The sequence below is a fragment of the Duncaniella dubosii genome, assembly GCF_004803915.1.
Taxonomy (GTDB): Bacteria; Bacteroidota; Bacteroidia; order Bacteroidales; family Muribaculaceae; genus Duncaniella; species Duncaniella dubosii.
The window spans coordinates 1-19,335 of record NZ_CP039396.1; the positions used below are offsets into that span (position 1 = coordinate 1).

Sequence of the window (19,335 nt, forward strand, 5' to 3'; positions counted from 1 at the left end):
GAGGTAGGTCATTGTCTGGAAATCAGTAGCGGTATCAAAACCATTAACGGTCAAGACGGGCATTGTATTATAGGCGGATAAAATATTTTGCCAAATCTCCGTTGCCATATATAGTCGAATTCCGCACTGTAAATCCTTAGCGCCACCGCCTTAAAGGATATGAGCGCCTCATTTTCCACGGCTGTTGTAGCGAGCGACAAGGTCGTATTGTCAAGAGTGAGGTCAACCACACAATACTTGACATTATTGTCGTAGAAGATTGAATTCTTCATGTTGTTGACCGTAATATTGCTGACAGCGACACTATCAACACGATAAAATCGTTACAATTTCCACCGAAGGAGTGGCGCTCATTAGAATAAAAGGAGCGTCAGGCAAGCAGTGGCATCAAATAGTCGCGCCGTTTCCGTTGATTATAAGACCGGCAGACGGCTCAATGGAAGCACTAAGCGTGTAAGACGCATCAGGAGCGAGATTGACGGTGATACGGCCTACGCTCTCGTGAGCGGCCTTGGCCTCGGAAATGGCAGCCGCGATATCAGAACCGGCTGCAGGAGCGACAACAATATCGTCGGCAGCCGAGAGCCCTCCGAAAGTAAGGAAAAACGCACTGAAAAGAGTAGTTGCTGATGTTTCATGTAATTGACGGGATTAGTTAAGTTACAATAGTTCGGTAAAATTTACATATTCAATTGAATATCAATAAATACAACAACAATTCAATATCAATGCAAACTATTGTGTATCTGTGCGATACAGCTATGCCTGCTCAAAAATTACCTAACTGTTGAAGTTAAATAATAGTGTTTAATCCATATGAAGCCATGAAAAGCCTCGGTTTCATAACAAAAGACAAAGATATGTAAAAATCATGAATCCAAAAAGCCCTTACCACTCAATTTGTTTCACAAATTTAAATCAGGTGGCAGCTAAGCATTGAACCAAGTTGCCTATCAGCGTCAAGCAGAGTGGAGACATGTGAAAAAGTTCGAAGCCGTCTTAAAAATAGATGAAATATCCACATCCGATTTTCTGTAAATGTGAAAAAAAATGATTAACTTTGCACGCAATAAATTCTAATCGTTATATGTCATTTATTGCTGATCGTAAAAATGGACGGACTCACATTTATGATGACGTCCTCCTTATTCCGGCTTATTCGGAAGTTCTTCCCCGTGAAGTCAACCTTAGCACCAAATTTTCCCGCAACATCACGCTCAACGTCCCCCTTGTCTCAGCCGCTATGGATACAGTGACAGAGGCGCATTGGCTATCGCTATAGCCCGTGAAGGCGGCATCGGCGTAATCCACAAAAACATGCCGATTGCAGAGCAGGCTCGTCAGGTACATGCGTTAAACGTGCTGAAACGGCATGATTTATGACCCGGTAACAATCAAACGCGAAGCACCGTGGCGGATGCCCTCAACATGATGAAGGAATATCACATCGGTGGCATTCAGTTGTCGATGAAGACCGCAAGCTCGTCGGCATTGTGACCAACCGCGACCTTCGTTTCGAACAGAACCCGATGCGCCTCATCGACGATGTGATGACCAAAGAAAATCTCATTGTCACCAATCAGTCGACAAATCTTGACGAAGCGGCACAAATTCTTCAGCAACATAAGATTGAAAAGCTCCCGGTCGTTGACAATGACAACCGTCTCGTCGGACTCGTAACCTATAAAGATATAACCAAGGCAAAGGACAAGCCATACGCATGCAAGGACAAGCTCGGTCGTCTGCGTGTTGCCGCTGGAGTCGGTGTCACAGGCGACTCGATGGATCGCGTTGACGCTCTTGTCGAAGCAGGTGGGACGCAATCGTTATCGACACAGCCCACGGACATTCAAGAGGCGTGATCGGCGTACTGAAAGCCATTAAAGAAAAATATCCCCATATTGATGTCGTTGTAGGAAACATTGCCACCGGCGAAGCTGCCAAGTTCCTTGTCGAGAACGGAGCAGACGGTGTAAAGGTCGGCATCGGTCCGGGTTCAATCTGCACCACACGTGTCATCGCAGGCGTAGGCGTACCTCAGCTCAGCGCAGTCTACGATGTTGCGAAGGCACTCAAAGGCACAGGCGTTCCCCTAATTGCCGACGGAGGTATCCGTTATTCAGGCGACATCGTGAAGGCTCTCGCAGCCGGTGCATACTCAGTGATGCTCGGCGGAATGCTCGCAGGTGTTGAAGAATCTCCGGCGATACCATCATCTATAACGGACGTAAATACAAGTCATATCGCGGCATGGGTTCTCTCGAAGCTATGGAAAAAGGCTCCAAGGACCGCTATTTCCAAGCCAACGAAACCGATGCGAAAAAACTCGGAGGAAGGCATCGCAGCCCGCGTTCCCTACAAAGGACTACTCTACGAGGTTGTCTACCAGATGCTCGGAGGTCTCCGCGCAGGCATGGGCTATTGCGGCGCACCTGATATCGAACACCTCCACGAAGCCAAATTCACCCGCATCACAAATGCCGGTGTGGCTGAAAATCGACGTTGCAATCACGTCCGAAGCTCCCAACTACAGCGCTTCAGCACGATAAGCAGAATCAAAATCAACTTGAGATAATACATGAGATGACAGACGTGGCTACGCCCATGCCTGTCATCTCTGTCTTTTACTGCCCCGACAAAGCCAAGTCGCAAGATGCGGAGGCAATAAAGAGCGACACTCCACGTTAGATATATGTAACTATCCTAAAACCAATCACGGTCATACGTCACATATTCCCATGAAGAAAAAAACGTTTATCATGTCTGCCATGGCAGCCACGGCTATTCTCTCGGCCACAGCAGCCAAGACCTCCGACCCTGTAGTGATGACAGTCAACGGCAAGGACATCAGACAAAGCGAATTTGAATACCTCTATCAGAAGAACAACCTTCAACAATTAGCCCCGCAGACGCTCGACGAATATGTCGACATGTTTGTGGTCTATAAACTCAAAGTAGCAGAAGCAGAAGCGGCCGGTCTTCACCTGACCGATGATTTCCGCAAGGAGTTTGACAGCTACTGCGCAGAATTGTCAAAACCCTATCTGAGCGATTCGCTTGTCAGAAAACGACTTATAGACGAAGCATATGGCCGAATGGCAACCTCTCGAAAAGTAAGCCATATCATGTTGCCCATCGGCGCTACCTATGATGAAAGCGAGGCGAACCGTCAGCGACTCGACAGCATAAGGAATGCTATTGTCAACGAAGGTGCGGATTTCGGAGAAATGGCCGTAAAGTATTCATCGGACCGCTCCGCACTGCGCAACAATGGCTCAATGGGCTATATCAGCCCCAACCGCTACCCTTATCCGTTTGAACTCGCCGCATATACCACACCCGTAGGCCAAATATCTCAGGTGATTGACGATGCACCATTCGGCTACCATATAATAAAAGTGGAGGATGAACGTCCGAACCCCGGAAAAGTCGAGGCACGCCACATACTGAAACTCACACAGGGCCTTTCACCGGAGGACGCAGCAGTGAAAAAAGCACAGATCGACTCCATTCATACCCTCCTTGTCAACGGAGCTGATTTTGAGACGATCGCACGTCAGGAAAGTGAAGATCCGGGATCGGCCGCGCTCGGTGGCCGTCTCGGAGCATTCGGTCCGGGAGAAATGGTCAAGGAATTTGAAGACACCTCGTTCGGTCTTAAAGACGGGGAGATTTCCGAGCCGTTCCGCACTGCATACGGATATCACATCGTGCAGACTCTCGCCCACCGTGGAATAGGTAGTCTTGAAGAGGAACTCCAGTCAATCCAGACGGCAATCAACCGCGACATGCGTTCATCGCTACCCGAAAAAGAACGTCTCAGCCAGTTAAAAAACAGCTATGGAGTAAAAGTCGACTCTACAGCACTGATGGCTATAAAGGTTAAAATGGCAGGAAGCAACGACGCTGCGTCAGGTCTTGACACTGCCAAGGATGCCGGCGACGTAATCGCGACCGTAGGCGGTAAGACTATTACTGTAGCACAAGTCTACGAATCAATTCCAGACAATGTAAAAAGTGGTGCAAAGGACGCATTCACTGTCTTCAACCAAAGTCTTAACCATCTGATTGACGAAACGACAGTGAACATCACGCGCGAACGTCTCGCTCAGGAAAACCCTGAATATCGCAATATAGTCAATGAATACCGCGACGGAATACTCCTATTCGAGATAAGCAACCGCAACGTGTGGGAACGTTCGACAACCGACACCGAAGGACTTGCCAGCTATTTTGCGGCCAACCGCTCAAAATATAACTGGGATGCGCCTCACTACAAAGGATATGTCGTGTTCGCGACATCCGACTCAATAGCAGGTCTTGCAAAAGACTATCTTGCGTCGAACCAGATTGAAAAGGATTCACTTGTCAGCAAGCTTGGGAAAAATTTCGGACGCGAGATAAAACTCGAACGCGTGGTGACAGGCAAAGGCGAGAATGCAATTGTCGACAATGTGGCATTCAATGGTGAACGTCCGGAAGCTCCGGGCAAATGGGTAGCTTGGTTCAGCTATGACGGACGAGTAATCAATGCCCCCGAAGAAGTTGCCGACGTGCGCGGTGCTGTCACGAGCGACTATCAGTCTGAACTTGAAAAGAACTGGGTCAGCGCACTCAGAAAGAAATATAAAGTAAAAATCAATAAAGGCACGCTTAAGAAAATAAGCAAATAATATAAGCAGCATACATGCAATCAGCGGGTGACCTAAAATTAGGACACCCGCTGATTGCATACCGTTACCTGTAGGTTATTTCCGATATGTGTGGGACTATTGAATCAAGCGATGGAAGTTTACGGAAATCACCATAAATCCGCTCCAGATAATGCTCGGCATTTACAGGAACCGGCAGTTCTGCATCCTCAAATTTTATCAGGCGCGTAGAAATGACATCTTTTTTAAAACGAGGACGACTGAAGGCTGTGCCCGGCAGATGCCTGTACTGACCATCACTGCCAATCCTATCTATTAACGAGATTAGACGCAAAAGCCCGTTAGTCACAAACAAACGTGAAAAAGCAATCGTAGCCCTGCGCAGAAGTCGATTTTCAATATATTGAGGACGATACAGGAAAAACGTCTGAAGCTTTCCACCAAGCTTATATAAATTTAACGAAGCGCTCGGCCGAATAGCGAATATATCGATGAAAACACCCTTGTACCTATAATTCCTGTCGGTATCCGGAATTTCATGAATCACAGTGCGTGTATCGCGAATTTTGGCAAATGGCTGTACGTATTCAAAATCCGTATGCGAATCCTGCCATACGAGGTCATCGCCATTATAACAGCGCATCACACGGCGGAGTTTTTTAAAATCTTCCTCCATCATTTCCAAATCCACATCGTCATCCCAAGGAATAAAACCACCGTGACGAAGCGCACCGATACATGTGCCGGAACTTAACCAATACTTTATGTTATTCTCCGCACAGATGCGGTCAATCTTTTTGAGCATGTCAAGCATAAGCAACTGATGACACCTTAACGGAGATCCGTCCGGATTGAAACGACTGCGTAATTCCTGCTGGATAAGCGGGTCTATCATAGAGGTTGATATCATGAGACAGAAATTTTTTGTTTTTTAAGAAACGCATAATAACCATCTTTATTTCACCCACAACCTTTAAATTAAAAGAACATGCAAGCGCAATGTAAATTGTGGCAAAGACAATGACTGTGACAATAAAGTGACATGTCAGCAAATTTCCAAGCATATAAGTCAGTGAAAAGGCGACAGCGGCCAGCGAAAGCAACGGCATGATATCGCCAAGCTGCATGGAGAATTTATATCCCGTATGACGAGAAGCGAGCAATGCGTTGACCATAAATATATTGAAATTACTTAATGTCATACCCCAAAGCAACCCGTAGATTCCAAAATTCATGCCGACAAACAAACAGAGCAACAGAAAGCTCCATTTATATATGCTCCAATAGAACAGAAGCCTGCTCTTGCCTTTGGCCGCAACTGCAAAAAAGTTTGTGTTTTGCAGACATATAAACAGACCTCCCACACACAAGATCTGAAAATACGGGGCACAAGCGCTCCACGCATCGCCCCACAGACATACGATGAGCGGGTGAGCAACGAGTATCAAAACAGCCATCAGGGGAAATATCACCGACGATATAAAACGGGTATTCAGTCCAAGCATATTGACGAGTCTTTCATCGTCGTCCTGAACCGAAGCATAAACAGGATACATTACCTGCACCAGAATATTCGGCAAGGTATACGAAGCTATCCTGTCAAGTTTCGAAGCCTGAGAATAGAGACCCATTGCAGTGGCCGAGAATCGCTTGCCGATAATCACCCCCTGAAGATTCTTACAGATTTCCTGTAGAAGTGTCGCAGCAAGAAGATAGCCTCCGAAACCGAACAGCTCCCGCAGTGATTGGCGGGAAAAAAACAGCAGAAGGCATCCATCCTGTAATCACCCACAGAATAACAGCAAGAAGAGTGCTATATCCAAGCTGAAGCACAACAAGACTCCAGACACCAAAACCGAAATAAGCCGTCGCAACAGCAAGAATTCCGCTTATCGTATAGGCACAGAGATTGGCACATGCGAGCTTATTAAGTTCAAGCTTCTTGCGTAATCTATTTGTCTGAATAAGTGAAAATGCGTTAGTAATCAGAATCAATCCTATGACTCTCAGCAGATTCCTGAGAAGTGGCAGATTAAAGAATTCGGCGACAAAAGGCGCACATAAAAAAATCGCGCCATAAAGAATTACTGCTATAAATATATTCCAGTAAAAAATAGTGGAATAATCAGTCTGAGTCGGATTTTTTTTCTGAATCAAAGCAGCTGCAAAGCCACCATCTATAAGGACCTGAGATACAACAATAAAAATCTCAAGCATACCTATCGCACCGAACTCACGAGGCAACAAGAGACGTGCCAGAACAAGATTAACCCCGAACTGGAGACACATGTTGCCTATCCGGTCGACAGTCGCCCAGACGGTACCTTTCATCGCCTTATGACCAAGCGAATCAGACATCAAATGTAGATATAAGTTTCTTTATAATCCGGCTGTTAAGACATCGGATTGCAGCCGTATCCTCACTCTCAGCAATTTCCGACCCGCTGAGCAAATTTTTTCCGGCCAACCCCTCATACCATCGGAGTATCATGTCAATCATCGGGGTGGGAATATGATTGATCTGCGCCATATATTTTATAAGCATCAGACCCAAGGGGATATCCTCTTGAAAATACCGATTGTCATAGTCCGGAACATACATTCCGCCTGATACAGGTTTAGTCGGGGCATATATGCCTTTGAACGCCACAATCGAACGTATTTTTCTTGTCAGCGAGCACGCATCGGTGGATTCATAGTACTCCAACAACGACGGAATCACAGATTCCTTTATCCCTATCGATTTCACAAGCGACTGAAATTCATTGTCGCACGCTATAAGGATTTCAGAACTTTCATCAGTCCAGTCCTCATAAAAGAGAGGAGGAGCGACAAACGGATGCTCCGGATTAAAATCCTTGAACAACGTGTAAAGCCGCGCAGGATGAAGAATCGGGTTGCTGTTTGTCAGCATGGCCTCAAGCGGATGATTAAGACCGACTATCCGGGTATGCAACATATCCTCAAACAGCATAGTGTAGCGAGAGGCATCGCTTACGTTCCAATATGCTATGTTCAACGATTTTTTATAACCCAGCAGATAGGCGGAATGTCCGTAATCCTTCAGGCGCGAAATGTAAGGAACCCGCTGAAATCCAAACAGCCTTGCGCCTTCACCAAGCACATCAATGCCGGTGATAAAAAAGCCTGTAGACGAAAACACACTGCCAACGACAGCTGAATCAGCGACATAAGGCTTTATTTTTATAAACTCATCATAGAAAGCTGTCCCCGGAAGACAGAAGAATATTATATCGGATTCTGGAATAACATCCCCGGCTTTATCAGAGACCTTATTAAGCTTTCCAACAAATATCTTTCCGGCCGGATCAATCACTGTCATCTCCTCGCCCCATTTTTCAGGCCGACGAGTCAGAATATTGACACGATATCCGCCTGAGGCAGCAATACCGGCTATAACCGAGCCAAGTCCACCTCCGCCACAGATACATATTGTTTTCTCTTCGATCATCTTCCTAAAGTTTTAAGAGCCTCAATCAACAGAGCGTTGTCCTTACGGTCGCGAATCGCAATGCGTACATACTGCCGTCCATCGACAAAACCTTTTTTGTTTGAACAATCCTTAATCAGAATGTTAAAATCGGCGAGCAGACGCAATGTCAACTGAGAGGATGTAAACCTGTCTGTGACTTCACACAAGAAGTAGTTAGCTTGCGAAGGAATCACTCTCATATAGGGTATCTTCGCCAACTCTGCAAAAAATATCTCACGCTCCCGACGGAACATATCACAAGAGGCAGCATAATCATTCTCATACTTACCATAAATCTGCATGTAATATTCTCCAAAAGAATTTATGTTCCAGATGGCTACGTCTTTCTTCATACGGCCAATAAGTGACTCATCGGAAGATGCAAGCACCCCAAGACGGAGACCGGGTACTCCGTAGGACTTCGAAATGCTTTTCATCACACACAGATGCGGATAGCGTCCAAGAATCTCGTTATCAAGAAGAGTGTTGGCAAATCCTTCATCGGAGAAATCAACGAACGACTCATCGACAATCAGCCTAATATTTCTGTTGCCACACCATTCAGCAAGTCTGACAAGTTCCGGCTTTCCAATAAAGTTGCCTGACGGATTATCGGGATTAACAACCAGCAACGCAGATATATCTTTATCACTGAAATATGCCATCAGATTGTCGGCAGAATATGAAAAATCGTCATTCCCGGGATAATACACCACTCTTTCCGACTCACCTATCCTGTTGGGATATTCCTCGAATGTAGGATAAGTGACACCCAGATTACCTTCAAGATTTTCCATCAGGCTCTTGATAAGCTCGGCTGCACCGTTGCCAACACAGATATATTCCTGACGGACACCGAAATACTTACCTGCGAGCATCGAATTGACACCCATGCCGGAAGGATATTGACGGAGCAAAGTCTCGAAATTCGCCTTCATTTCATAGACCATCTTCTGAGTCGGGAAATACGGATTCACAAGATAACAGAAATCAAGCATTCCTGAATAGCGCCAATATCCTCCAAAGCTGTGCTGCATTTTTTGGAGTCGAAGGGAAGCGTCTGCAAAAATGGTCTCGGCTATCCGAAGATCCTGCACATCGTCAATCTCATACCATTTCCTGTCTGCTATATCAACAGCCTTTATATCGCAGTTGTCAATCAGAGTCATCACTCGCAACACCTGCTCGTAGTATTCATTATTACCCATAGCCTTGATATATGCTTCAAGGAAGGGCAGATAGCGCTTTGTTGAAAATTCACGGCTGAACTTATAGATGTTGACGGTCTTATAATAGCTGTCAGTATCGTCATATTCAAACGCAGACTTGGGTATGAAAGTGACGATATTGTCATTTGAATCCTTACATATCATAGTCCCGTCCATCCACGGCTGGTATTTGGCAACCAATGCAATATTTTGATATGGTGAATGTACAGCACAGTCGATTACACTGTCTTCAAAGATGAGATCCGATTCAAGAAGGAGGGTATCATCCTCCATAAGATAGTCTTTAGCAAGCCAAAGTGAGTATATATTGTTTGTCTTGTCATATATCGGATTTTCCACAAACTCAATATCCAAAGCAGGATAGGCAGTCCGCAGATAAGCCATCAGATTTGCGCGTTCGTATCCGACGACAATGACTATCCTTTTCAGGTCAAGCGCAAAAAGACGACGAATCACCCTGTCTATGAGTTTTTCGCCATTAACTTCAAGCATACATTTCGTATTACCTTTCGTCAACTCTCCGAGGCGACGCCCCATACCGGCAGCCAGAATTATAGCTTGCATATAACTATGAATGAAATGGTCAAACGATGTGGTTCTTGCATGGTAGTCTTCGGTAGACTATGTATGTGTTTTCGATTGACGTGTGAATAAATTTTTATTTTATCGTGCGTTCATGTCCAATGAATGCGCTGTGAATGCAAAGTTAGCAAAAACGATTATATTTTGCAACAATCGCCTCTTCTATCCTATACCAAGCGGCCGAATCTATTTTTTCCATATCATCCTAAGTTTTGTCACAAAATAACTTAACCAGAAATGACGATTTGTGTGGAGATAAAATGCAACACGTTGCATGAACGGAAGTCGTTCGAGCGGATAACACCGTTGAATCTCACTGACATATCCATTCTGCAAGGTCCTCATGAACACGGCCTTTTTCTGCCGATAAGGGATTTTAGAAAAAAAAGCTCTCAAGTTGGCACTTCTCATCTCTCCTATCGCATAGCCCATTGCGTAGATTTCTGAGTCCTCATAACCATAATTTTTCATTTTACCGGCAAGAAACGCTGCGAAATGGACTGCCCGGTCAAATCTGTCGAGGCGAGGGATAGAAGAGAGCGAAGAAGGATTATGTCTATAATAATAGAACTCATATGGAGTGTAGACAATTTTCCGGCACACCATACCAAAATCTATACTAAAAATATAGTCCTCACTCATCAGTTCCCGTTCGGAATGAAACCTTATCCCATGCCTTTCAATCAGGTCACGACGATAAAGCGCCGTGCAACTACTTGCAGTTGTCGTAGCAAAAAAATGACGTTTTGAAATCAGTGGAGAAATAATATCGAGAACAGGCTCTATGCCGTCGCGACCTATACCTATTACATAGCCATCATCAACAGACAACGGCTGCATGTTGACAGCATCGCGGTCAGTGATACGGCTAAACATATAACGGACCTGATCAGCAGCTTCTCTTTCTGCTATCCGATAGCAATATTCAAATGTATTGGATGCAAGATAGTCGTCGGAATCGAGAAAACATACATATTTCCCAGATGCAGCATCAAGGCCTGAATTCCTTGCATAGCCCAGTCCCGCATTCTGTTTGTGAACCACTCTAATGCGCGAATCAGCCTGCGCGTATCTATCACATATAGCAGGACACGTGTCAGGAGAGCCATCATCGACAAGAATCATTTCCCAGTCGCTGAAAGTCTGACGTAGAACGCTTTCAATACAGATATGTATGTAACATTCAACCTTATATACCGGGACTATGACTGAGATTGCAGGAATATCATTCATGGTCAAACTATTTTATCATATCTTGGCATGCTTTTCAGTAACATTGACATAGCCAAACAAAATAATATAAAATATTATGGCACAGAAGGGGAAAAATCTTAACGAATCATTGTAAAACATCATCAATGCCAGTATAAGCCATACAAAAATCTTGATATTCCTTCCAAGAGGCATTGGGCTTTGAGGCAACATGACAGTAAACAGATTATAAAACAGCCATGCCGCCCCCAACACACCGAGCTGAATTACAATGAAAAATATGTAAGGGACTGAACCGCCCAACAACCATGCCCAAGTATCTGCATAAGGAGTCAGACTCAGAGTCGTACCTCCCTTGAACTGCCCCAGCCCTGCACCGAACAGACTTCCTCCGGCAGCATCCTTCAAAGCCTCAGGAATAAAAATAAGCTTGGAAAAACGCGGTATGTCCACCTGTCCGATATCTTCGCGTTCATATATCCCATCCTGAATAGCCATGCCAAGCTCCACAAGTTCCTCAGGATCTTCTCCTACCATATAGTCATCCATAGCGGATTGTGAGAACACAGATTCAAAGGTCTGTCCTGTGACCGTAAGATAGGCATATCCCGCTACAATCATTGCAACAATAATAAGCGGTATGGAAATCAACACCTTAAACACCGTTTTCCACTCTACGCGCAACAACAGCAGGAAATAGGCCAACAAAAAGAGGAAACCGATTTTGGTTTCATTCAGAAATGTCGGGAACAGAAGAAAAACGTACACTTTATTTTTCCACAGCTCCATCCAATAATTACCATAGTTCCATTTTTTTGACAAAAGATAGAATGATATGATATAAATCAGTGTGGTGACGATTCCCGAAAAACCGTTACCCATTGATCCGCCGCCATGATCGCCCGGACCATATCTGAAAAACTGCCATGTCACACAGAAGGTCTGCAGGATAAGAAATATCCACAGCTGTTTATCAAATGATTCAATGAATCTATCGCGGAATCTTGACTTTAACAGAAACCTGCATATAGGTATTGCGAACAACATTCCGAAAAAGTCACGAGCGCCGTTTACGATAAAAACCACACCGAGGTTATTAAGGTATGACGAGACGCATCCAAGCACGACAAACGAACCAAATACAATCTGATCACGTCTGTCGCGTAAAGAATACAGACCGAGAATGAGAAATACAGCATCGCAAAGCAGCATCACGACACTTCGCAACGGAATCAACGGAGGCATGAGTTCCTCTGAGATGAAACCGAAGGTCAGAAGAACCCAAAATGCCCCGAAAAACAAGCCGGTGAAAACTTTGTATTTCTCTAACATAGCGACGAAAAGACTTTACTTTTTCGAGGTTTTCGCAGCGTAGCCGTAGCCATATCCCTTCTTCGAGGATGTGCCGTTGACAACAACAGAAAGCTTTTTCAAGCGCTTGTCAGTATAGATTTCCTCGACAAAACGCAGATCTGAGAATGTACTGTAATTGATGCGTGTCACATAGATCGTTGCATCCGAAATGCGGTCAAGCGCAAACGTATCGCTGACCATTCCGACCGGAGCACTGTCGACAATAATATAATCATACATCGTGCGAAGTTTCGCAAACAGCTCATCCACCTTGCTTGATGCGAGAAGCTCAGCGGGATTCGGCGGTATAGGTCCGGCAACAATCACATCGCAGTTCTTAATACCGGCCATAGGCTGGATAATGGAATCAAGTGTCACATTGGATGCCGACAGATAGTTTGTCAGACCAAGCGGAGGATTGATGCCCAGATAGTTTGCCAGCTGCGGGTTGCGGATATCCATTCCGACGAGCAACACCCTCTTGCCTTCAAGAAGAGACAATGTGGCAGCGAGGTTGAGAGAAATAAACGACTTGCCTTCGCCTGAACGGGTCGAGGTCATCAGTACAACCTTGTCGCCCTCACCACCAAGCATAAACTGGAGATTGGTACGCATGAGACGGAACAGTTCCGTAGCTGATGAAGTATCGGTGGGTGACACCACAAGGCTGCGGCCTGAGCGGTCGATACACATTTCACCGAGCACTGGAGCTGAAAGATGGCGCTGAACCTCTTCCTTGCTCTCAAACTTGCTGCGCAGGAGACGGTGGACATATATAATTGTGACAGGGAGCAGTATGCCTAACAGAAATGCGATAAGAAGTATAACCTTTTTCGACATACCAAGAGGCTCGCTGAACGAGAAAGCATCGTCGATAATCAAGCCTTTCGGGACAGCATTGGCAAGGAGCATGGCATTCTCTTCCTGTTTCTGAAGAAGGAACAGATAGATCTGCTGCTTGATTTCCTGCTGGCGCTTCATGTTGATATATTCGCGCTCCTGCGTAGGGATATTGCTAAGCTTGCCCGTAATCTCGTTTTTCTCCAACATGAGTTTATTGAGATTGACAGTAGCGTTTTCAAGAGCCTTCTCGCTTGAAGTGAGAAGATTTGCCCTCATCAAGTCCATCTGCTTTGTCAGCTGACGGATTGCATAGCTGTTCTGCTTGGCATTCTGACTAAGCTCAAGACGTTTGAACACCAAGGCGTTATATGAATTGATACCCCCTTGGACAGCACCGCTCGCTACAGTAGTAGGAATCAGGTCGGAGTAGTTTAAAGAATCGGCGAGGAATTCGCGTGTAAGCTTGAGAAGCTCGATTTCTTTCTCGACGTTGAAAAGGGCATTTTCAGTCTGTCCCTTCTTTCCGGTCTGATAGGAAGCCTCGGCGTTGACATCTATGATACCGTTACGCTCCTTATACTGCTGTATCGCAGATTCCGACTCATTCAGGTCGCTGGCCAACAACTGAATACGGTCTCTCAAGAAAGCTTCGGTCTTTTCACCCTGAAGATTCTTTTCGACAATGCCTCGTTCGTTGTATTTCTCTATGATTTTGTCGAGCACAGCCACTCCATATTCCACGTTCGGCGTATCGAATGTCAGACAGATGACATTACTCTTCTTGCTGCCTCTGAACGCCCTTATCTCCGTGTCGAGTTCCTCTGCGGCAACACCATAGCCGGAAAAAGACACCGTGGTCTTCAATTCCTTACCTTTCACATAGTCAGGTGTGGTCAGCACGGTAAAGTCGCCATAGATGGTCTTGACCTGAGCCGGCAGCTTCACATCCTCTACATCGGCAATCACATCTCTCTTAACCTTTGCTTTTATATCGGCAAGACCGTTTTCATCGACCTTGATTTTAAATACTATGGTCGACATAAGAGTGTCGGCAATTCCGGGTGCGACCACATCGACAGGATACTCCGGGAAAGCCAGATGGCTCTTAAGGAAACCGTCGCGGACATAATGAAGTCTGTTTATACCGAGCTCTTTTGCAACGCTGCTGAACAGCGAATGAGACGCGATGACGAAAACCTCATCCTCTACATATCCTTTTGATCCGAACAGGCTGCCCATTCCGCCAAGATCGGCCATAGGATTAGAATCATCCTGCTGGATGAGCACATGCGCCCTTATAGCCATGGGCCGCTGATGAACCCTGCAATACAGGAATCCTATGCCTACGCATAATATCACAGATATAACAAACCAATACCATTTAGACAGATATGTCTTGATCAAGGCGTGAACGTCGATAAAATCCGACATATTGTTTTTAGCCATATTTTCCGGGAGCTACTTAATAAGTTTAAATGCCGAGTGATTGTGAGAAAGTTATTTTACAGCCAGTGCTATCACAAGCGACGCAATGACAGAAGCCGCGCTTACGACTGTCGAAATGACGGAAAGCTTGAACGCGTTGTCCTGATTGTATTTCGAGTTAGCCTGACGCACCTTGTTTGGTTCGACGTAGATATAATCGTTCTGCTGCAGGTAGTAGTAAGGAGACGTGAGGATGTCTGATGAATTCATGTCGATATGGACATATTCCTTCTTCCCGTTGTTCTCACGGATAAGAAGCACATTCGAACGCTCGCCATACGGAGTCATGTCACCGGCGGCAGAAAGAGCGTCGAGAATTGAGAACCGGTTACGTCTCACTTTCACCGGTCCGGGATGGTTGACTTCGCCCGCGACATTGACCTGAAAGTTCACAAGGTCGACCACTACAATAGGATTGTCGACATCTTTGCTGATTTTGGCTGTAAGCTCGGCCTGAAGCTGCTCGACAGTCATACCTGCAACATGAATGCGGCCAAGTTCCGGAAATTCGATATCTCCATTGCTCGTGACGATATAAGTCTGCGGAGTCGGGGTGATTGTCTGTCCAAAAAGTTCACGGGTCGAGGGATTGGTCGTAGCGATGTTGTAGATGGCTGTTGCTTCAGGATTGGCCGAAGTCACTGCTATATAAAGTTCATCGTCGGGTTTTATCTCCGGCAAATAGTTATCAGCCGGCAATGTTCCCTCTTTTATTGTGGATATATCGGTAAAATAAGGCAAGACGGTTTTATTGCTACTGCACGATGCGAATGCACCGGCCACAACAATGCTCAGGAATAATGATTTGGTTTTCATAAAGGAGTTTTTTCACAAAATTACAATGCCTGTGGCATTATAATAATTTAACGAAAACGGAGTGACAATATTATATATGGGCCATAATTCTTGTGTTCAATGCCGCTTCTATCTGCGGGAGCAACGGTTCAACGCCATCGTTAACAATCCTACGGACACACCGATGAGGCGAATCAGGGATAAAACGATCCTGCGAGGCGATTCTCGACAAAACCTGACTACGGTCAAATCCGTTACGGACCATCACACGCTCCACACGCAAATCAAGCGGAGCGTCGACTTCCCATACCTCGTCGACCATCTTGTCGAGACCACTCTGATAGAGTATGGCCGTCTCCACAAAGCAGTCGACTTTCCCATTGCACTCATACCATGAAGCAAGATCACGTCTGACAGCAGAATGAACTATAGCATTAAGTCTTTGAAGAGCTTCATAATCGCCGAAGACAACTTCACTCAGGCGACGGCGATCTATGCGTCCGTCATCCGTAATGCACCCGGAATGAACTTTCACGGCAATATCCCGTTTGATTGAAGAATCTGTATCCATTATGACAGCAGCACGGCTGTCACAGTCATAAACAGGATAGCCCATAGCCATGACAATATGGCTTACAACGGTCTTACCACATCCGATTCCTCCGGATATTGCTGTTAACATAGGCTTAGATTTTTACACAGTAAGAGACTTCGGCAAATGCATCGAGGGATCTGTCAGCCAAACGTAAGACGACCACTCGGCCTACTTTGCATTTTCAATTATATATTCTACGCTGTCGGGCGAAAAGCTTACATTATGATATACGCCGGGAAGTGATGACAATGTGACCGGCAGTTTCTTTTTAGACGGCTTTGCGGCCTTGAAATCGACATAAGCTTTGACAGGATAGTCGTCGTTATACGCGCTCATCGGAACGAGATAACTCATCTCTATTTTCGAAGGGAAAGTAATTAGATTAGACCCTTCCGGGATGTTCTCGACCTCAATTCCGACAGAACGCTTGCGCATAATCAGAGGCTCGACGGGCACTGTAACCGTCACGACATCCGGAATGATGCGCACACCGGCAATCGGCTTGACCTTTACCTCATAACGGGTCGTATCCTTTAGCTCTGATTTGACGATTGGCTCTGTCGCGACAAATTTGAGCGAATGAGGAAGGTCTGTCACCGAATAGAGTGTCACCGAGTCGAAATCAGCCGTAATAGGCCCTGAAATTATATATTGCAGATTCGGTCTGATATCAGCCTGAATCACAAGCTTCACCCTGACACCCGGCTGTGTGGTGAAAGGCAGACGCAATGAGTCGGGACGGCACGACACAATCTGCACCCCGTTTCCGAAATATTCCCTCATGCGCGAATCAAGTTTCTGATGGTTGACAACAAAAGCATTGCCTTCCACATTGTCGTGCCATTTAAGCTTTACAGGCGACATCTTTCCCCAAAGGAAACGCAAAAGCTGAGCATCCTTGCCCTTGACACTGACTCCGAACGAATGCGGCAGCTGCCCCACTATAGTCACACTGTCAGGAATATCCTGTAATTCCACGGGGACATCAAAATCGCGCTGCACCTCGGTGTCGAGCGACAAAAAGACCCAGAAGACGAAAGCTACCGCCACAAAAAGGAGATAGAGCAAGACGTTTTGGCCGCGACTCGATTTAAGAGCCGCGGTCACTTTCGTCTGTATTTTCCGAGCCTTCTCGTTCATCGGAGAAGCCGATTATTTGTTTTCCTTCTCGGCGGCATCACGGGCAGCCTGCTGGGCTGAAGGATAAACAGATCCTTTGTCAACGGTTATACGGACATCCTTGGCAATTTCAATTGAGAACGTAGTGTCATCAATACTCTTTATCTTGCCATAGATACCTCCGGCTGTTACGACCGGGTCATTGACACGAAGACCCTCACGGAACTTCTTGATTTCGTTCTGACGCTTCTGCTGCGGACGGATCATCATGAAATAGAAGACTGCGATGAGTGCTACAATCATGAGGATATTGGCCCAGCTTGAGTCGATGCTCTGGAGGAGAATTGTGTTAAGCATAATTTTTTAGTTATTAGGAATGAGTAATTAATATCTATTTATAACAACCGGACAGGACTATGCGATGTTCTATCCATGTAATTTATTACGCCTTGAGAAGTTTTCCTTCTTCTTTAAGGCTGTTTATTACAGAATAAAGGATACCGTTGATAAACGCGCCGCTCTTCGGTGTGCTGTAGGCGTTGGCTATCTCGATATACTCGTTCAGACTGACGGCAATAGGAATAGCGGGGAAATTAAGGATTTCGGCCATCGCTGTAACCATAATCACAGTGTCCATGAACGCAAGGCGCTCGGCATCCCAACGGTGACGGTTGACAAACGAGTCGATTTTCTCACGATACTGCTGGTAGTTCTTGACAGCAAATTCAAACAGTTCGCCACCGAAACGACTGTCCTCGTCATCTTTATATTGAGGAAGCAATCTCACATCCGCACCGTCGTTCTTGCTTTGGCCGAAACGACGGATTGTTTTAAGAACAAATGTGCCAATCACATGCAGATCGTCATTCCAATACACAGACTTCGATTCGAGAGCCTCAGCGAGCTCATCGCCGGGAAGAATTATTGTCTTGTATATCTGACGCCAGAAATCTGCATCTTCTTCAAGGGTTGTTTCTTCGGTGCGGCTCATATACTCCTTGTAACACTCGCTTTCGACGATCTGGTCAAGCAAAGCTTTCAGAAGCATAGCATCCGAATCCCAGCTGATTTTTGTTTCGTCGACATAAGCCTGAAAATCCGGATTCTCAGTGAGCGCCTTTATATATTTATTGTCGACAAAACGCATATTGGGATGCAAATCCTCGTCAGTGGGGAGAAACTTATGTTTAGCCGCGTCGAGACGCTGATCCTGCAGCCGGGTTATCTCGACAGCAAGCAAGAGCAGGCTGTGATAAAGTTCATGAGCCTTGTCAAGGGAGTAGTCGAGGGCATTGCGGGCGTGATTGAAAAGCCCCCGGTTGTCATTATACTCGTTGAGTGTGTGCATGAGAGAATTCACGCCACGGGTAAACCCTGCGACAGTAAAGGCAGGATTTTTACGGGCCGCTGCCACAAACACAGGATTGTTAGCCACAAGATTGGTAATTATGGATGCCCACAGAGCCACATCGTCTTTCAGTTCCGGCTTCTTTAAGCGGATATAGCTTTTATAGGCAGGAAGTGAAGGAATGGCCTCGTAGATTTCAGGGATAACATCATCGAACTGTGAGATGCCTGAACGGTCGCGCAGTATAATCGTACGGATTTCATCAAGACCGTTGAGTGAACGGGCAAGCGCATTACGCTCGATATGTTTGTTGAGTGCCATGCCCCGCAACGGTGACTGGCGACGACCGGACGACACGTCGAAACCTGACATCTCCAGAACCATCATCAGCAAATCAAGATAAAGTTCATGTCCATACTTTTTATCGCGGGATGGATTTTCAGCCGGCGGCTCAATCTTGAATTCACTCTGTGTCAACAGGTAAGAATAGAGGAGCTGCACTACTTTGATACGTATCAAAACTCGATTTATCATGATTATAAAGACCTATTTGTATCTTGCTACTGATTTTAACGCTGCAAATTTACGACTTTTTTCTTTTATTCTCCCATAATTGACCGACGAAAACT

18 protein-coding genes and 1 pseudogene are annotated in these 19,335 nt (G+C 45.7%); 5 read left to right on the top strand and 14 right to left on the bottom strand.

All coding sequences use genetic code 11. The features are described 5' to 3' along the window. Window positions 1-50 precede the first annotated feature (50 nt). Window positions 51-272 (bottom strand): hypothetical protein, encoded by a 222-nt coding sequence (locus tag E7747_RS00005; RefSeq protein WP_136413269.1) that lies wholly within the window; start codon window positions 270-272, stop codon window positions 51-53. 109 nt (window positions 273-381) lie between these two features. Here E7747_RS00005 and E7747_RS00010 point away from each other — a divergent pair, with 109 nt between their 5' ends. The 5 genes and pseudogenes from E7747_RS00010 to E7747_RS00020 all read left to right on the top strand — a co-directional run bounded on the left by E7747_RS00010 (window position 382) and on the right by E7747_RS00020 (window position 4,673). Further along, a complete protein-coding gene (locus E7747_RS00010) occupies window positions 382-630 on the top strand; it encodes a hypothetical protein (protein ID WP_136413271.1) in 249 nt (82 codons plus the stop codon). A gap of 457 nt (window positions 631-1,087) precedes the next feature. Then, window positions 1,088-1,282: an IMP dehydrogenase gene (locus tag E7747_RS16805; RefSeq protein WP_317130211.1), complete on the top strand. Its 195-nt coding sequence runs from the start codon at window positions 1,088-1,090 to the stop codon at window positions 1,280-1,282. Further along, entirely contained in the window at window positions 1,267-1,383 is a 117-nt protein-coding gene (locus tag E7747_RS17330) for an IMP dehydrogenase (protein ID WP_317130212.1), read from the top strand. Before E7747_RS16805 ends, E7747_RS17330 begins: the two co-directional genes overlap by 16 nt. Window positions 1,384-1,439: 56 nt before the next feature. Beyond that, window positions 1,440-2,575: pseudogene (guaB, locus tag E7747_RS00015) on the top strand (IMP dehydrogenase). A gap of 163 nt (window positions 2,576-2,738) precedes the next feature. Next, window positions 2,739-4,673 carry a peptidylprolyl isomerase gene (locus tag E7747_RS00020; RefSeq protein ID WP_136413273.1) on the top strand — a complete coding sequence of 645 codons (1,935 nt, stop codon included), beginning with the start codon at window positions 2,739-2,741 and terminating at the stop codon, window positions 4,671-4,673. Between the two features lie 64 nt (window positions 4,674-4,737). Here the strand turns inward: E7747_RS00020 and E7747_RS00025 are convergent, their stop codons facing one another. The 13 genes from E7747_RS00025 to E7747_RS00085 all read right to left on the bottom strand — a co-directional run bounded on the left by E7747_RS00025 (window position 4,738) and on the right by E7747_RS00085 (window position 19,240). Next, window positions 4,738-5,562 carry a LicD family protein gene (locus E7747_RS00025; protein WP_136413275.1) on the bottom strand — a complete coding sequence of 275 codons (825 nt, stop codon included), beginning with the start codon at window positions 5,560-5,562 and terminating at the stop codon, window positions 4,738-4,740. Then, complete coding sequence (locus E7747_RS17175) at window positions 5,459-6,418, bottom strand: oligosaccharide flippase family protein (RefSeq protein WP_317130236.1); 960 nt, start codon at window positions 6,416-6,418, stop codon at window positions 5,459-5,461. The genes E7747_RS00025 and E7747_RS17175 overlap by 104 nt, the downstream gene beginning before the upstream one ends. Next, window positions 6,330-7,010, bottom strand: a complete 681-nt coding sequence (locus tag E7747_RS00035; protein WP_317130237.1) for an oligosaccharide flippase family protein — start codon at window positions 7,008-7,010, stop codon at window positions 6,330-6,332. Before E7747_RS00035 ends, E7747_RS17175 begins: the two co-directional genes overlap by 89 nt. Continuing rightward, complete coding sequence (locus tag E7747_RS00040; protein WP_136413282.1) at window positions 7,003-8,124, bottom strand: NAD/NADP octopine/nopaline dehydrogenase family protein; 1,122 nt, start codon at window positions 8,122-8,124, stop codon at window positions 7,003-7,005. Before E7747_RS00040 ends, E7747_RS00035 begins: the two co-directional genes overlap by 8 nt. Continuing rightward, entirely contained in the window at window positions 8,121-9,938 is a 1,818-nt protein-coding gene (locus tag E7747_RS00045) for an aminotransferase class I/II-fold pyridoxal phosphate-dependent enzyme (protein ID WP_136413284.1), read from the bottom strand. Before E7747_RS00045 ends, E7747_RS00040 begins: the two co-directional genes overlap by 4 nt. A 204-nt stretch (window positions 9,939-10,142) precedes the next feature. Further along, entirely contained in the window at window positions 10,143-11,189 is a 1,047-nt protein-coding gene (locus E7747_RS00050) for a glycosyltransferase family 2 protein (RefSeq protein ID WP_123613283.1), read from the bottom strand. A gap of 15 nt (window positions 11,190-11,204) precedes the next feature. Beyond that, window positions 11,205-12,500: a hypothetical protein gene (locus E7747_RS00055; protein WP_136413286.1), complete on the bottom strand. Its 1,296-nt coding sequence runs from the start codon at window positions 12,498-12,500 to the stop codon at window positions 11,205-11,207. Between the two features lie 15 nt (window positions 12,501-12,515). Beyond that, complete coding sequence (locus E7747_RS00060) at window positions 12,516-14,810, bottom strand: GumC family protein (protein WP_136413287.1); 2,295 nt, start codon at window positions 14,808-14,810, stop codon at window positions 12,516-12,518. A gap of 51 nt (window positions 14,811-14,861) precedes the next feature. Continuing rightward, the gene (locus E7747_RS00065) at window positions 14,862-15,665 is read right to left on the bottom strand and encodes a polysaccharide biosynthesis/export family protein (RefSeq protein WP_123613280.1); all 804 of its coding nucleotides are present in this window, start codon (window positions 15,663-15,665) and stop codon (window positions 14,862-14,864) included. Between the two features lie 70 nt (window positions 15,666-15,735). Then, window positions 15,736-16,326: a dephospho-CoA kinase gene (gene coaE, locus E7747_RS00070; protein WP_136413289.1), complete on the bottom strand. Its 591-nt coding sequence runs from the start codon at window positions 16,324-16,326 to the stop codon at window positions 15,736-15,738. Between the two features lie 81 nt (window positions 16,327-16,407). Further along, window positions 16,408-17,379 (bottom strand): YbbR-like domain-containing protein, encoded by a 972-nt coding sequence (locus tag E7747_RS00075; RefSeq protein ID WP_123613278.1) that lies wholly within the window; start codon window positions 17,377-17,379, stop codon window positions 16,408-16,410. A gap of 12 nt (window positions 17,380-17,391) precedes the next feature. Continuing rightward, window positions 17,392-17,715, bottom strand: coding sequence for a preprotein translocase subunit YajC (yajC, locus tag E7747_RS00080; RefSeq protein WP_370275834.1), 324 nt, complete (start codon window positions 17,713-17,715; stop codon window positions 17,392-17,394). A gap of 85 nt (window positions 17,716-17,800) precedes the next feature. After that, complete coding sequence (locus E7747_RS00085; RefSeq protein ID WP_123613276.1) at window positions 17,801-19,240, bottom strand: transcription antitermination protein NusB; 1,440 nt, start codon at window positions 19,238-19,240, stop codon at window positions 17,801-17,803. Window positions 19,241-19,335: the final 95 nt, after the last annotated feature.